General features: G+C 43.9%; 12 protein-coding genes. 1 reads left to right on the top strand and 11 read right to left on the bottom strand.

What is annotated here, in order from left to right:
- Window positions 1-7 precede the first annotated feature (7 nt).
- The 4 genes from ACE38W_RS16640 to ACE38W_RS16625 all read right to left on the bottom strand — a co-directional run bounded on the left by ACE38W_RS16640 (window position 8) and on the right by ACE38W_RS16625 (window position 6,967).
- Window positions 8-1,792: a RagB/SusD family nutrient uptake outer membrane protein gene (locus tag ACE38W_RS16640; protein WP_375832379.1), complete on the bottom strand. Its 1,785-nt coding sequence runs from the start codon at window positions 1,790-1,792 to the stop codon at window positions 8-10.
- Between the two features lie 24 nt (window positions 1,793-1,816).
- A complete protein-coding gene (locus tag ACE38W_RS16635; protein WP_375832378.1) occupies window positions 1,817-5,227 on the bottom strand; it encodes a TonB-dependent receptor in 3,411 nt (1,136 codons plus the stop codon).
- A 96-nt stretch (window positions 5,228-5,323) separates the two neighbouring features.
- Window positions 5,324-6,307 (bottom strand): FecR family protein, encoded by a 984-nt coding sequence (locus ACE38W_RS16630; RefSeq protein ID WP_375832377.1) that lies wholly within the window; start codon window positions 6,305-6,307, stop codon window positions 5,324-5,326.
- A 99-nt stretch (window positions 6,308-6,406) separates the two neighbouring features.
- Window positions 6,407-6,967 (bottom strand): RNA polymerase sigma-70 factor, encoded by a 561-nt coding sequence (locus ACE38W_RS16625; protein ID WP_375832376.1) that lies wholly within the window; start codon window positions 6,965-6,967, stop codon window positions 6,407-6,409.
- Between the two features lie 324 nt (window positions 6,968-7,291).
- On the opposite strand from ACE38W_RS16625, the gene ACE38W_RS16620 reads away from it, so the two are divergent.
- Complete coding sequence (locus tag ACE38W_RS16620) at window positions 7,292-7,951, top strand: class I SAM-dependent methyltransferase (RefSeq protein ID WP_375832375.1); 660 nt, start codon at window positions 7,292-7,294, stop codon at window positions 7,949-7,951.
- A gap of 12 nt (window positions 7,952-7,963) precedes the next feature.
- Here ACE38W_RS16620 and ACE38W_RS16615 read toward each other — a convergent pair whose 3' ends face one another.
- The 7 genes from ACE38W_RS16615 to ACE38W_RS16585 form a co-directional block, all read right to left on the bottom strand.
- The gene (locus ACE38W_RS16615; RefSeq protein ID WP_375832374.1) at window positions 7,964-8,632 is read right to left on the bottom strand and encodes a hypothetical protein; all 669 of its coding nucleotides are present in this window, start codon (window positions 8,630-8,632) and stop codon (window positions 7,964-7,966) included.
- Between the two features lie 425 nt (window positions 8,633-9,057).
- The gene (locus tag ACE38W_RS16610) at window positions 9,058-11,505 is read right to left on the bottom strand and encodes a TonB-dependent receptor domain-containing protein (protein ID WP_375832373.1); all 2,448 of its coding nucleotides are present in this window, start codon (window positions 11,503-11,505) and stop codon (window positions 9,058-9,060) included.
- A 51-nt stretch (window positions 11,506-11,556) separates the two neighbouring features.
- A complete protein-coding gene (locus tag ACE38W_RS16605; protein ID WP_375832372.1) occupies window positions 11,557-12,264 on the bottom strand; it encodes a 4'-phosphopantetheinyl transferase family protein in 708 nt (235 codons plus the stop codon).
- On the bottom strand, window positions 12,261-12,962 hold the full coding sequence (locus ACE38W_RS16600) for a thioesterase II family protein (protein WP_375832371.1): 702 nt from the start codon (window positions 12,960-12,962) through the stop codon (window positions 12,261-12,263). The genes ACE38W_RS16605 and ACE38W_RS16600 overlap by 4 nt, the downstream gene beginning before the upstream one ends.
- 12 nt (window positions 12,963-12,974) lie before the next feature.
- A complete protein-coding gene (locus ACE38W_RS16595; protein ID WP_375832370.1) occupies window positions 12,975-13,406 on the bottom strand; it encodes a cobalamin B12-binding domain-containing protein in 432 nt (143 codons plus the stop codon).
- A gap of 42 nt (window positions 13,407-13,448) precedes the next feature.
- Entirely contained in the window at window positions 13,449-14,741 is a 1,293-nt protein-coding gene (locus ACE38W_RS16590) for a methylaspartate mutase (protein WP_375832369.1), read from the bottom strand.
- 33 nt (window positions 14,742-14,774) lie between these two features.
- On the bottom strand, window positions 14,775-16,424 hold the full coding sequence (locus ACE38W_RS16585) for an ATP-binding cassette domain-containing protein (RefSeq protein WP_375832368.1): 1,650 nt from the start codon (window positions 16,422-16,424) through the stop codon (window positions 14,775-14,777).
- Between the last annotated feature and the right edge of the window lie 7 nt (window positions 16,425-16,431).

Below are 16,431 nucleotides of genomic sequence, written 5' to 3'. Positions count from 1 at the left end.
ACCCCTGTTAATACCCAGGGTTCTGCACAATTCTTGGGTTGCGGTCTATCGCATCCTGCGGTACCGGATTAAGGTACATTTTCTGCGTGAACACATGTGGATGGTTCAACGGTACGATTTCATATTTCCACACACCTGAATTGTTTTCGGGTACTGTATTCGAGATCTTCATGGCGTGCTTATCTACATTCATAACAGTATTGGCGGTTTTCCAGCGGATAATATCATAGAAACGTTTGTTTTCAAAACAAAGCTCTACTCTTCTTTCCTGGTATATAGCAGTGCGCATTTCTGTCTGGGAAAGCCCTGGTGCGAGGTTGGGCAGATTGGATCTTCTTCTGACCTGGTTAATGGCATCGTATACAGTTGCATCAGGCCCTACTGCTTCGTTCTGTGCTTCTGCATATCCCAGCAATACTTCTGCATAGCGATAATAAATAAAATTAGCGCCGCTTACAGCACCGCCACCAGGCCGTACCAGTGGGTTTAGCCGCTTTTTAAAATAATACGCTGTATTGCTTACATCATCTGTACCAAAATCAATCTGGTTTTTAGAAGGGTTCACTCTGTCGATGCGGGTATATATCGTATCTCCTTTATCCATCCAGTCCATTTTATAAGGCGCGCCGTCATATACGATCCAGTCGTAGAAGCGTTTCTCACGGCCAATATATGGGTGTTGCGGATCATAGCCAGAAGTTGGGTCGGTAATGGGTTTGCCATTGGCCATATAAAACTGATCTACCAGTTCCTGTGTTGGGCAATAGTTTCCCCAGGTATAGTAAACCCCGTTAATCCACACAGGGCCGCCATATTGTTCAAATGAGGAGCCCATGATGTTCGCAACCACCTGTCGATCCCATACTACTTCTGCATTGTATTTATTCGCTTCATACCAGATGGCGGCAGTATTTGGAAACAGGTCGTATACTTTACCGTTGCCATAAAGGTCAATGAATTGCTTGAAGGTAGTGGCAGCCTGGACCCAGCGCTGTCCGTCGTAGTTATTGTAACCTGCTACCTTGTTAGGATCGTTGCCAGCAGCGGGTTGTGCATCGTTGAATGCCGGACTCGCGGCATATAACTCTGCCCATCCTTTTAAGGCCAGCGCCGCACCCAGTGTAGCACGGCCGGCATTGGCATCGCCTTTATTGTATTTTGCTTCCAGGTGGCCGCCTTTAACGATGGAATCAAGTTGAGTAGTGATAAAGTCAACAGTGGCCGCAAAGGTGCTTCTGGGCGTATATACAGCAGCGCTGTCCATCGTATTCCTGTCTGCAGGAGTTGTAATAATAGGTAATCCACCAATATGCATCCACAACTCACTGTAAAAGAAAGCACGGAGAAACCGGGCTTCGTCCAGTCGTTTGTTTAACCACTCTGGTGAGAAGTTGCCGGAATATTTACGTACTTCAGCAATGAAGGTATTACACTTGCGGATGTTGGTAAAGGTAGTTGTCCAGTTGGTGAGATCTCCGGAACCAGTGATACCTCCCCATATCGTATAATCGTTTGAAGAGGCGACTACAATACCTTGTTTCCAGTTATAGGAAGTATAGTAAAAGCCAGCATCATTATCGTCTGTGAAGTTGTCCAGGTTTTCCGGCTGGTTCCAATAATTGGGTAACGCGCTGTAAATATCATTGAGAAAAAGATCGGCATTACCTTCTGTGCTCCACTGCGTGGCATCCGTAAGTTTTGATTTATTGGTATTCTCCAGGAAATCTTTATTACAGGAGAACATACTGAATAACATTATGGCAACCGGTAACAGCTTGATATATTGTTTCATATTAGCTCGTTTAACAGGATGAATCTAAAAAGTGACATTTAGTCCGAACACAAATACCTTTTGGTTTGGATAGGCTGTTTCCAGATCAGTGTAGCCTACTTCCGGATCCATGAATTTCATTTTGCTGATGGTGAGGAGATTTTGTCCGGAGAAATAGCAACGGAGACGCTGCATCTTCATCGCTTTGGAAACACGGGCAGGAAGCGTATAACCCAATACCGCCGTTTTTAAACGCAGGTAACCTGTTTTCATTATCCAGAAATCGGAATTCTGGGTGTTATTAGCGTAGGGCGACTGGTTGGCACGTGGATATCTGGCATCTTGTGTATTCGGTGTCCAGTGATTATTATAGTATTCATATGCTGAATTACTATTGTTGTTGTTAAATGGAACCGTCTGGAACCCACGGATATTCAAACCAGACAATGCTGATCCCTGGAAGAATAAACTAAGGTCAAACCCTTTCCATGATATGCTGGGTGTAAAGCCGTATGTGATAAAAGGATACACAGGGTTACCGATCACGACTTCATCATAGGCATCTATTTTTCCATCGGGTTTTCCATCCGGACCACTGATATCCGCATAGCGGATATCGCCGGGATGCAGCACACCAAACTGGGTAACATTGTAGCCATCATCACTGTTAATGATGCCATCATGATTCTTATCATCCGCCTGCGAAAAAAGGCCTAGTGACCGATACCCGAATTGAGTACCCAAAGGCCTGCCTGTTCTACTACGGTTTGGATTATCACGGGTGGCAGCCGTCTCAAATATCTGCACCATTTTATTCTTCGCATAACTGAAATTACCAGTCAGATTTAGCTGGATTCCATTCGAAAAACGATGATGGGTACCTACCACCACTTCAATACCATGGTTAACCATGATCCCCTCATTTTCATCAGAAAGATTCAGACCATATTCTACCGGAACCGTCACTGCCGGAGGCAGTAGCATACCTGTTCTTCTTTCATGAAAATAATCCAACTCGAGTGTAAGTAGCCCGTCCCAAAATGAAGCATCTACTCCTACATCCGTTTTGGTAGATATCTCCCAGGTGATATTAGGATTTGGTTCCGTAGTAATATTGGATCCTTGTACCATGTTACCGTTACCAAAAGCATAGGCATTACCGTATAAATTATAGCCATTCAGGTATTGGAAAGCCGATCCGGCCAGGTTCCCTGATTTCCCCCATGATCCTCTCAATTTGAGATAGTTCAGTACCGAAGGATGATCAGCCATAAATTTTTCTTCAGAAACGATCCAACCGGCAGAGAAGGCCGGAAAATAGCCCCAGCGCTTGCCGGGAGCGAAATAGTAGTGACCATCATACCGGCCAGCTGCCTCAAAAAGATACTTATGATCATAGATGTAACCGAAGCGGTATACAAAGCCAAGTTGACTACCAGTTATCGTTGAGCCATTGTTATCAAAATCATTCTTATTGGAGCTACCCATGCCCAGCTCATCGATGTTCACTGCAAAATTATTACGTCGTGCAGAGAAGCCAGTAGAGTCATTCTTGCGGGCTTCCGCTACGAGCAGGCCAGTGATGTCATGTTTACCGAAGGTATTATGGTAATTTAAAAATCCCTGGTAGGTATAATACTGGTTTTTGGCATATTCCTGATTCAGCCAGGTATAAGGTGCCGCATTCCCCTCTGAAGTAGATATCTGTTTCGTATAGGTGTAAGGGGTAGTGGAAGTATTTTGTGAGTAAAAATAGAACGGCGTATGCCATCCTTTCACCATTGCATCGTTGGGATCATAGCTGAAGGTCCCTTTAATGCTCAGTCCTTTAATGAATGGTAGTTGCTGTTCCACAGCAAGTGTGGTGAGCAGCGATGTAGCATTGCGATGAGAGTACCCGGCATTAAGTATTCCCACCGGAGAGTTGCCGGCAAATTCACCCCACAGGCCATTACTATAATAGAGATTCGTAATAGGAATCAGTTTGTACGCACTACGAAACAACTGTCCTGGCGTGGTAGCAGCATCCACACTGTTGGTTTTTTCGATGGCGCCAATAAGTGACATAGACACCGTAGTGGTAGAGGTGGCACTTATTTCCATGTTTACGTTATAATCATAACGCTTGTAATTCACAGGGGCAAACATACCATCCTGGTTAAGGTAACCAAGACCGGCATAATATCTTACTACTTTGGTACCGCCGCTTAATTGCATATTATAATTTTGCATGGGCGCCTGCATACGTACCAGGTCTTTCGTATTGCTGATAGGATACTTATCAGGATCCTTTGCATTCATGCTGGCATAATTATTAATGAAATCCTCTGCAAAAGGAAGCTGTGTACCACCGGGGTTTTCATTCAAATAAGCTTCGTTACGAAGGCGCATATAATCCTGTGCGTTTAGCATTTTAGGATAATAGGTAGGTGTTTGCCAGCCATAGTAGGTGTTGAGCGAAAACGACGGTATACCTGCTTGTCCACGTTTTGTAGTGATAAGGATTACACCATTGGCGCCTCCTAGTCCGTAAGGCGCAACAGCAGCGGCATCTTTCAACACCGTAACGGAAGCGATGGAGCTGGGAGAAATCTCGTTGATATTATTCCGTATGATACCATCCACGACAATGAGCGGAGCATTATTGCCAGTAGTAGCGATGCCCCTGATATGAATATCCGGATTATCTCTGCCTGGCTGTCCGCCGTTAGGGCGCATGCTAATACCGGCCACATTTCCTGCCAGTGAATTAGAGATATTTGTAACCGGCGATTTCGCCAGTTCCTTTCCTTGTACAGCAGATACCGAAGCGGTTGAAGATGTTTTTTTCTGTGTGCCGTAGCCCACCACTACTACTTCATTCAAACCACTGGAACTCTCTTTCATGATAATATTGATGGGGTCAGCCGTACTTACGATTTCGATTTGTTCGTAGCCTACATAACTAAATACCAGCGTAACACCTGCCGTAGCTTGCAGTTCAAAATGACCTTTTTCATTCGTCATCGCACCAATATTGGTACCTTTAATTTTTACAGACACGCCAATAAGCAGATCGCCACGTTCATTTGTTACAGTGCCACTTATTTTGATGACGCGGGCTTCTTTCGAAGCAATTACAATAACATTATTCTCCATGGAGGCATAACGTAATGTAGTACCAGTAAATGCTTGTGCCAGCACTTGTTCCACGGTGGCATTTTCTGCATGTATAGATACAGGTGGTTTTTCCGGGAGAATATCATCACTATAGATCAGGCGGTAGTGACTTTTTTGTTGTATAGTTTTCAGCACCGTTTTAATGCTGACTTTTTCCAGGGAGATGCTGATTTTTTCCTGCGGTGTAGTTGTAGCATAAGCAGGCAGGATGCGGATAACCAGTAATGCCAGGAGGAGCATACATGGCAGACCGCTATGCAGGCTTTTTTTAAAAGCCCATAGGAACATTATTTTCATAACATGGAATGTGAAAGGGTGAAGGAAAGTAGACTAAGTAATTACGTATTTCTTTTAGGTCATAACATGTATTTTTGAAAGATGAAGAATATGATATTAATTACGGATATACACTTCTTTTCCGTTGATCAGGAAATGAAAAGGTTTTGATAGTTGCAGCATTTTCAATGCCTCGTCTATTGATTCTGTATCGATGATGCCGGAAAACCTTAATTGCTGTAGGTCGGGAGATTCGAAATGAAGGGTGACACCATACCAGTTACTCATTTTATTAGCCAGGGTACCAAAAGACTCGTTGTCAAAAGTCAGTTTATTATTTAACCAGGATATTTCAGGAAGCTGACCGCTGCTATCTTTATGCAGAGGTGTTGGCTGAAAGGCGGATGATTGCTGGATTACAGGCACGGTTAATTTTTCCTCAGGTCGCATCACAATCGTTTTCCCCTGGAACGATACGGCAATTTTTCCACGGACCAGCGTAGTATACACCGCACTATCATTCGTATAGGCCTTTACGTTAAAAGCGGTGCCTAATACGCGAATATCAATTTTACCCGCATGTATAACAAAGGGAGCCCCTTCACTTTTTGCAATATCAAAGAAGGCTTCCCCACGAAGCGTTATTTCCCGATATTTCTTTCCAAAACTATTGCTGTCATAATCAAGTTGCGTGTTGGCGTTGAGCCACACTATTGAGCCATCAGGGAGTATGACCTTAGATTTTTCGGCAGCAGCGCTGACTTGCTGCAATACCGGCGTGGTGCCACGTATCTGTTGCCATCCTATCCATGCAACGGATATTACCGCAGCAGCGGCAGCGGCAGTCAACAACGTACGCATTACCGGACGATAACCGTGTGGGCGCAGTTGCGGTTTTACGGCATCCCATATACGGCTTTCACTATTGCGGGCATTTCTTGTTTCCTGTATCGGGGTTTGCCAAATATTGGCGGCAAACTCGCTGGATGCAGCTACGTCAGGATCTTCCTTCAGTAAGGCTTCCAATTCAGATAGCTCCGCAGAAGATATTTCTCCACTTAACTGTTTTCCTAGTAATATCCATATATGGTCGTTGCTCATAGTATTATTGAAAATGATTGGATTAAAAGCATCCTAGGGTATAAGACAACAGGAAAACAGAAATACCCCTAAACAGGCAGGAAATTTTTTGGGAGAAGATTATTGGGCACCAGGTAATGAAGCGATTAAGAGTGCTTTCATTTTGGTCAGTTTTTTTAGAGCAATGCCTACCTGGTTTTCTACTGTTTTTATGGAGATATTCAGTAGTATGGCTACTTCGCGGTATTTGAGTCCATCTTCTTTCACCAATTTAAAGATGAGACGGCACTGCGGCGGCAGTTCATGAATTGCCCTGTTGATGTGCTGCATCATTTCATTACTAATGAGTTGTGCTTCAGGGTTCACCTCATATTCAGGTAAATAGGCTTCATCTAAATAAAGCGTCTTTCTATGCGCATATTTGCGCAGATAGTTAATTGCAATGTTGCGTGTGGCTGCATAGAGATACCATTTCAGGTTGCTGGCCTGATAGAGACCTTCTTTTTTTTTCCATACGGCAATAAAAACATCTGCCACTATTTCTTCCGCTAATTCTCTATTGTGAACTATAGCCATGGCTAGCTGTAGCAACGGAGTACAGAAGTAGTCATACAATTCTTTAAATGCCTGTGTGTCACCACCGTATATTCTTTCTTGTAATCCGGGAATATCGTTGTGCATGTAGTAAAAATACCCAAATTATACAAAGACGCAAATGGTTATTACGTACTTGTAAAGCAAAATATTCCAGATATAGATATCCAATCGCTTACCCAGAGGGTATTTACAGCTACTATATAATTAAATGTCTTTTTGACAAATAATAAAAAATTTTAAAAAGTATATAAAAAACCTGAGCCGAACATTTGACGCTGAGAATATAAAACTATATGTTTATGAAATCACAACCAGTACTTAGCATAAATTATTCTCAATACCCTTTTCATAACACTAGCTTTTTTTACCTTAAAATCTATAAAATTCCTCACCCTCATCTTTTACTACATGAAAAGAAAATTGGAAAAAGAAGTAATGGACGATACAGATGCCGTAAGTGCCTATGCTGAAGCCGACTTTAAGGCTTCCAACCAGTTATTCATTGATCGCATAAATAGCAATCTACCATCTACTGCAACAACTATCCTGGATTTGGGATGTGGCCCAGCAGACATTCCGGTTACTTTGGCGAAACTAAATAACAGACTCCATATTACAGCCGTTGATGCATCCAAAGAAATGTTGGATATTGCAACAACCCGAATTCAAAAACAACTGGTTCAAAAACAGGTAGAATTAAAACAGGGCAAAATCCCCGGATTGGAAACTATTCTAGGAGATATTCATTTTGACATCATTATCTCCAAGGACATGTTACATCACTTGCCAGCGCCACTTCATTTCTGGAGAGAAATAAAAAGGTTTGCAAAATCAGGTACGATGGTTTATGTAATGGACTTGTTGAGACCGCATGCGGCAGATGAAGCCAGAAGTATAGTAGAAACGGTTGCCGCAAATGAGGCAGACATATTAAAGGAAGATTTTTACAATTCATTACTGGCTGCATTCACGCTGGAAGAGATTCTGCAGCAATTAACCATAGCAGGTCTGGCCCTGACAGTTGCCCCATTTGGCACAAGGCACTTTCTGGCAAGTGGTATTTTGTAGAAACAGGACTTATCAATTAGCAACATATTGATCCATGAATCTCCGAAAAGCAGCATAAGTTTTCCTGATTCTTTCTTCAGCCACTGCAAATTCATCCGCATTAAATGACAAATTTTCCAGAAGAAAATCATCAGATCCCATTGTGTGACCCGTTTCACGACTAAGATGATGATCACCAAGATATAATAATTTAGTTGTGTATTCAGGTCGCTCCCTTTCCAGGAGAGCATAAACTGAGGTAAAAAACACACTGCCTGTAGCCTCTATCATTTCAATGACAGCTAATTTCACAGCTGCGGACTGTCCTGTCGTCAGTTCAATCAACTCATATAAAAGTCTACGGCTTGAAGCATATTTTTCCGACCAAACATCTTTAAGGAATGTCGTCAATTTTACTTCTTTATTAAATCCCAGCTCCTCCAAGTCCATTAGGTACCAGGGCCAATGCGCTTCATCCTCTTTGGCATGTATAGTTACCGCCTCCTGCAAGTCATCAATAGGGTTAGCATAAGGTAGTATATATTTATTCAGATCCCCGAAGCTCATAATAAAATAAGCCATCTCAGGAAGAAACGACAATTTTTCAGTTATTGTTCTATTGGGATCTTTAAGCGCCAGGAAGAAAGGATGTTCCGTGTATTCTTCCTTCAGATTTTCAATAAGAAGTGTTACGTTGTTCATAAACAGTAATATTTGTTATGACGAGAGAGTTCCTTCCATATGCGTTGATCTACCTGTGTATAAATAGGTGTAATCAGGAGGTAACGGTAAATGTTTATGGTCATTATAACTTTACATTGGCCGAATTTTATTTACGCTTTAACGATGGATAGGAATTAAAAAATATACTTATTACTATCTTGGTCCATTAGCAAGATATTGCTCCTCACTGGACAAAAAACTGCGCCAGACATTTCATCTAAAAAAAATGTCTATTACTGCCTTATCATGTCACTGGGAGATTATATATACATATAGAAGGATTCCTACTCATTGTTAAACACACTGTAAACCAGTCCTTTTCCCCCATCCTCCAAAAAACAAAAAAGGTCCCTGAAATATATCTGGGACCTTGTCATTATACTAAAAAACGAAAAAATGGAGACTTACTTTGATTCATTCATTTTCACCCTGTCTTTTTCCGGAGTGGTGGATTTCTCCTGGCTTCTGTCATCTACTTTGAGGCCACTGCGGAAACGATAGGTAACCACAAAGCGAAGGGCCTGCGTTTGCCACTTGGTGAGGGCATAGATATCGACCAGCTGATAGCGGCTGGTGGCCTCATATTTAGCCCATTGGAAAAGATCCACACCGGTGAGGCGTAATGTCAGCATCTTCTTCATCAGATCTTTCTGTACCCCTACTCCTATTACGCCCATCGGCTGTTGAATAAATGTACCATCAATTGCGCGGGAGGTATATTGTCCTGCCAACTCCACCGTCCAGTTACCTGGTAGTTTTACCTGCTGACGCAACTGTCCTGAAAACGTATTGGCCTGCAAAGAGAATGGCTCATTATTGATACTACCGTTATATTTATTGCTGTTATATTCGAGATATAAGATAGTAGTTACATTATCACTCAACGGAATTTGCGCACTGGTATTGATACCGGCAACTCTTCTTGTACTGATATTTTCCGGACGTATAAATGTTTCATTGCTAGAAGCCCGCTGCTGTACTACCTCCTGGATTACATCGGAAGTTTTGTTATATAGCAACGTGGTAGTGAGTACACCATCCATGAATATGTGACTCAGTTCAAAGTTGTTGCTATACTGCGGCTTCAGGTAAGGGTTTCCTTCTTCATAAGTATACTGGTCCAGATAGAATCTGAATGGGTTAAGGCTGCGATAGTCCGGCCGCTCAATACGCCTGCTATAGCTGGCAGTGAGTTTATTCTGCTTGTCCAGCGTGTAGGCCACCAGTGCGGACGGGAACCACTGCAGGGCATTACGCGCGAAAGATTTGTCACCGTTGATCTGTGTACCTGCAATATCCATATGTTCTGCACGCACGCCGGCTTGCCACTCAAATCTCTCCCCTGCCCCATTGAAGTTAAGATAACCAGCCAATACCTTTTCTTTATACAAAAAGTGATTACTAAGTGAATCACTACGCACCCATTTACCACTTTGCAACAGGTAATATTGTGCATTATTATCCGTACTAACATCACTGTATTTAGCACCAGCTTCTACCTTCACCGTTCGGCTCAAAGGCAGCGTGTAATCTGCTTTGGCGGTGTAGATACGTATATTACCTGGCATATCTGCCATAAATATAGAAGGCGCATCTATCGGGTTATTGTTAGCGTCGTAATAGCTATTGTTGAAATGCTGCACACTGGTGGTAGTATATTTCATATAACCTCCTTCCAGGGAAATAGCATGACCACTGGAATCAAAATTATGTTTAAGGGAAACATTCGCCTCTCCATTATTCCATTTACCATCCATATCCGCAGGCGCTACTACAATAGTTTGTACCTTACCGTCAGGGCTTTTTAACAGCGTTCTGTTTTCTGTTTGTGTGGAAGAAGGGTTATTAAATCCACTACCTACAATAGATAAAGTAGTACTGTTAGAGAGATAAAGATCGATACCCAGCTTAGCATTCAAACTTTTATTCAGGTTCCTGGTATAGGAGCGCTGATCATAGATAGTTTTTATTTCGTCTGGTGAAGTCCTGAAGTTTCTTAAAATATATACATCTTCAAATCCTTTCCTATACGCATATCCGGCATTTCCAAACAGGTTAATATATTTGCTGCGGTAGTTAAATGTCAGCTGCTGGGTTGTTCCAGGATAACGCCCTTGCAGGTAAGTAAGTGCAATGCTCCCGTTGAAACCACTGGCGGCGCTCTTCTTTGTGCGGATATTAATCACACCATTACCTGCCGCGTCGTACCTGGCAGATGGATTGGAAATAATTTCTACCTGGTCCACCTGATTGGCCTGCATGTTACGCAAGATAGCAGCCAAATCAGCACCGGTAACATAGGAATCACGGCCATCTATAAATACTTTCACGCCCTGTTTACCACGGATAGATAGATTGCCTTGCTTATCTATCATTACTCCTGGCGACTTCTCCAGCACGTCCATGGCAGATCCACCGGAGGCGGATACCATCGTCTCCACATTCACCACTGTTTTATCAGCAAACTGCTCAATCATAGGTCGTTTAGCCGTTATTGTTACAGCGGACAATGATTTCGAAGAGGTAGTGAGTATAGTAGCTGGTAGCTCCTGAACAGCATGCTCCAGCTGCAATGGTAACCATTGTGACTGGTAACTGATGCTGGTAATTACTACCAGGTAATTACCGAAAGGAAGTTGTTCAAAGGAATATAGTCCAGCCGTGTCCGACAAGGCAGCTTTCACCAGAGAGGAGTCCAATGCCTTACGCAGCACTACTGTAGCCGCTATTATTGGTTGCCCGGACTCGTCTTTTACATACCCGGAAATTTTCCCGGTTGCATCCTGCGATCGCACAGATAAAGAAGTAACGCTGAAGAAAATCGTTATTATAGTAGTGAGTAGGAGTTTCATTATTTCTTTTGTTGAGATGAATATTTTTTGGGGTGCTTCCCCCGTTTCTGATTATACAAAAAGCGGCAGGGTTGCTATATCTATGCCTGCATACCTGATGGCCCGGTCTATGAGGTCTTCCGCAGGCAGAAAAACTGCTTCCGGTAATAATTGTGAGGTACACAATACCGCTACATAATCTGCAGGCAACGGCAATTGCTGATAAAACCATGTTTCAGCGAGGCCATTCATCTGCAACGTGGCACGGTTATCATTCCTCAGATAGATGTCTCTCACGTCGATAGCCAATCCCTGTCCTCTGGCTTTCACCAGGCTTTCTTTTCTGGTCCATAAACCATACAGCGCGTCCTTATCTTCCCGCTGCAACCGTTCCAATTCTTCCGGGCGCAAAACGACGGCAATATCTTTGGGTTTCAAAGCAGCCTTGAGCTCTACGTCTACGCCTATACGTCCGCTTCGGGTAATGGCTGCCAGCACCATATTTCCGGAATGCGACAAATTGAAATCTACCGAAGCATCTTCCAGGAAAAGTTTTCCGGCTGCATCAGCGTTTACCCGTTCCAGTGAGTCAGGAGAATAACCTTCCTCACAAAGCAGGTCGCGCAATAGCAGCCGGCCAAACAGCCTGTTTTGCCGGTCTTCCCAACGGTTGTACCGGCATACCTCTATTCTCATATTTACCGGAAGGCAATGCAACAGAACATCAAACAAGGTGCTGCTCAATTGCCTTCGGTATAAAAAACAGGAAAAAGTAATCATACAATAGATATCCTCGCGGTTTGATGATTGATAATCGCCGCCAGTTCAGCAAAGTGCTGGAGAATAAAGAAATGATCTCCCTCCATCCTGCGGAAGTCAGGAGGGATAGTGGTCTCGTCTGCCCAACCGGCAGCCATATCATCGGAAATAGGCTCTGATGTACCATTGACAATGGTAAGTGGCACATCATATTTACCTAATGGCTTATACTGGTACATCTCCAGTGCACGCATATCCTCACGGATAATCGGCAGAAAAAACTCCATCAGTGCCTGATTGTTCAGCACCTCCTCTGGTAAACCACCCAATGCCCGAAGTTCGTCTCTCAGATCACGGTCTGGCAGCTTATGACGTACTGCGCGCAGGTGATTTACTTTTGGCGCAGCACAACCTGTCACCAGGAAATGCAGCGGCAGCCTGCGTCCTCCAGCTTTCAAACGATGTATCAGTAGGTTACCCAGCGTACCTCCCATGGAATGACCATAAAACATATATTCGTTCCGGATATACGGACTTACCTGCACCATCAGGTCATCCGCCATCTGCTGCAGATCACCCAGCAACGGCAGATTCATGCGCTGCCCACGGCCTGGCAACTCCATCGGAACGAGGGTAATGTTTCGACTCAGTAGCGGCTTTAGTGCGTTATATGCAAACTTGTTGCCGCCAGCATATGGTAATGTAATCAGGTTGATCATCGGCAAAAATTATTAAGCTTGTCTGGCAACTGTTGCCTGTTCTTTAATCTGTTGCAGGCGTTGCCCGAAATCCTGTAAGTCCTCATCATTGCAGTATGCCTTGGTAAATCCGGCAGACTCCAACTCCACCGCATACAAGTATGACATACTCACATCGGTACTCAGTTTACCACCTATAAATACCGGCTTCTCCCGCATGCAATCCAGTTCTCTAACTCTCTTGACCAATTCTTTTCCTTCAATATATCCGTGACCGTTAATGGTTGATACAATCAGCATATCCGGCTGATGCTTGATACATGCCTCTGTGAGCAGGTCATAAGGTACACTGGGCCCCAGGTTGATGACCTCAAAGCCGTTTTCTTCTAAAAGCAACCTTATGAAAACCAGGTTCCACTGGTGCGAGTCCGAAGGAATTGTAGTTAACAATGCGATAGGTTTCATGTGATGTTTTTTTTATTTGGGAAAATATTTTCCTGCTATTATTCAGGAAACCGTTGCTGGCTCTTGTGCCACGTAACGGCCATCATATTTTTGTTGGTTAAAGGAGAGCATTTGTAATAACTCTCCGGACGACATTTTCTTTTTCCTTCTCACGCCGCTATTGCGTATATGTCTGGGGAACGGAATCTTTCCAGGGTCCGACCAGTAAATAAAACCGGCATCGTCCAGCTGAGCGGCGGTCAGACAATGATTATCCGGGTGCAGGCAAAAAGGTACATCCCAGTAGCCGTTCTTAAACGCTTTTTCCATGCCTTGTTCAAGGTTATGTCCCAGGTTGAGTAACAGGTTAATCAGGAAATCAGCTTCTTCAAAAATCTGGGCTGTCCATGCAGCTACCTCGTCTGTCACCGGCTGGTTACGCAGGGTGGCCGAAGCAACTGCATCGCACCAGTTGAGTGAATTGATATTATCTTCGATGAGCGGAATCTGGTGTGCTTCTTTTACTGTTTTCACAATAAGTCTTTCTGCACCACCTTCTACTGCAATACGCGCGCTCTCCTCTATCAGCCCACGGGCCCCGCCAAATGACTGCGGGAATTTTCCCATGAAAGTATAGAACACGATATGCCAGTCACTTTCCGGACCCAGGTACTTATTCCCAAGTTGGCGCAGCGCATGTAGCGCAGCAACATCCTGTGCGGTATGTGTCCCCTGGGCCAAGCTGAGCGAATAGGATTTCACACCATTCTCTATCATGAAAAGCGCTTCTGCAATCGTAATGGCAATGAGAATGGCAGGAGGACACAGCTGCCCCATCATACATCCGCCGAAACTCTCAATATGCCAGGGATCATCACTGGCTTCACCGAACAGGCGACAGCAGGTTCTCCATGCATCCAGGCTTCGTGCCAATGGAATACGGCCATAAGGAAAACAATATGAAATAGGCCCTCCTTCAATGGCATCAATACCTGCCTGTATGGTAGCCTTGAATATTTCCACTGGCAGTGGGCTGCCATGACGGATTTGCACAGGAAAATCTATTTCCCTGACACCCGCAATCAGCGACTTATTCTCTGATTGCGGGTAGCTTACGATTGGGTAACCATTCAATGAAAGCCCTTGTTCAATAGCGCGGGAAGCGCTGGCAAAATCGCCACTGCGGGTAAAACTATCCAATGTAATAGTTCCGATAGTCGGCCCCTGTACACCTTTTACTGCCAGCAAACCATTGCGCATACGCTCTCTGTCGCTGAATCCCATGCGCGGCTGTACTACCAACCGCTGCTTTGCAAAATTTGCCTTTACGAAATTGTGAAAATATGAGGTAGACATAGTATCCTGAATTGTTTTGGGTCATTACAAATCCTACACAGCCATGGCAGGCTGGCGTACATCGCTCTGCACCCGGCCATAATCAAAACGTAATACACGCTCTGCATAATCGAAATAGGCATCGTCATGTGTAACGGCAATCACTGTTTTACCCATCAACTTCATCTCCGGTACCAGTACCTTATAGAAGAATGCGCGGAAAACAGGATCTTGCTCTGCTGCCCACTCATCCAGGATGATAATTTCTTTTTCCTCCATCAGCGCATATATTAGCGCCAGTCTTTTCTGCTGCCCTTTGGAAAGCGTAGCCTTGATTACATTCTTCTGTTCATTGAATGTAACGATGTCGGTTAAACGCATTTTATCCAATAGTCCCATCAGCATTTCGTTATTGCGGTTCAGCTCAAAATCATCGTAGTTCTCTGTAAACAGGCAATGGTCTGTATGTATCGCCACCATCTGATCACGATACCAGGGATAGGATTGCGCAGTTATACACGCATCATTGAAATAGATATTACCGCCCTTCGGCATATACAAACCAGTAAGGAGATGAATGAACGTGCTCTTGCCACTACCATTACCGCCGGTAATAAATATGGTTTCTCCTTTCCTGATCTCCAGATTCAGTGGTAGCAGACGGAATGTTTCTGCACGTATCTCATCATAGTATTCATAGGTCACGTTATCGAAACGAATCTGCTGAAAGGCAACTTCTTCTTGTGGATCTATACCATGCCCCAGTTCAATGGTCCTGGAAGCACTTACAGCTTGGTCAAATTCTTCCAGTCGTGCTACTGCAATGTGCATGAGTGTAAACTCCCGGATTTCGGTGATGATGATGCTCATAGGCCCCATCAGATAGAGTAGCGTAACAATGAAGCTGCTGCTAACAACTGACCCTGCGTGAAGCAAAGCAGGAAGAAGGAACAAGATAATTCCGATCATCAGGTACCAGACATAACTACCCATCAGTTCATTGCCCATATGCCGGATCAGTGTTTTCACTGTCAGGTCCTTTGCTTTACCACGATTTACGGAGATGTGTTTGAAAATATTATCGCTGCGATCGCGGTTCATCTTAATCTCCCTGAAACCACGCAGAAAATCGTTCATATTCTGCTGGTAGATATTTGCAAGGTCGCGCACAGTGGTCATGTCCTGGTGCACTGCCAGATTACGGAAATAATAGAGAGTGGCCAGCACACCGAGTATACCGGTGATTACTGCAGCCCCTGGGAGATTGATATAGAAGAGATATATAACCCCTATCAGCACCATCACCCCAGCGTTAAACGATTCGATAAACGCCTGCGGGAAACGTTGCAGGGTGGTCACATCGGCAACGGCTGTACGTACTTTCTCATCTCCCAGCTTCTGATATTCTTCGTAATTGGTAAATCTCAGTTTATCGAAAATGGATAAACCAAGATCATTACCCAAGTCATACGTCAGGCGTATCATATAGGATTGAAAATACCGGGATGTCACAAATGACAGCACAATCAATCCGCTGTAGATCTGCCAGTCGTATTGGTCTACAAACGGCAAAGGTGTGTTGGTGACTTTATTATTAATCAGCAGCAGCAGCGTACTTCCCCAGATGCTGTTAATTAACCCGAGGAGGGCCAGCATTACGAAAAAGCCTTTTGATTTTTGCTGAAGCATTTTAAGCAGTATCATCGTGTAT

The organism is Chitinophaga sp. Hz27, from assembly GCF_042263525.1.
In the GTDB taxonomy this organism is placed as follows: Bacteria; Bacteroidota; Bacteroidia; order Chitinophagales; family Chitinophagaceae; genus Chitinophaga.
This window is presented reverse-complemented; position numbering and strand designations above follow the sequence as displayed.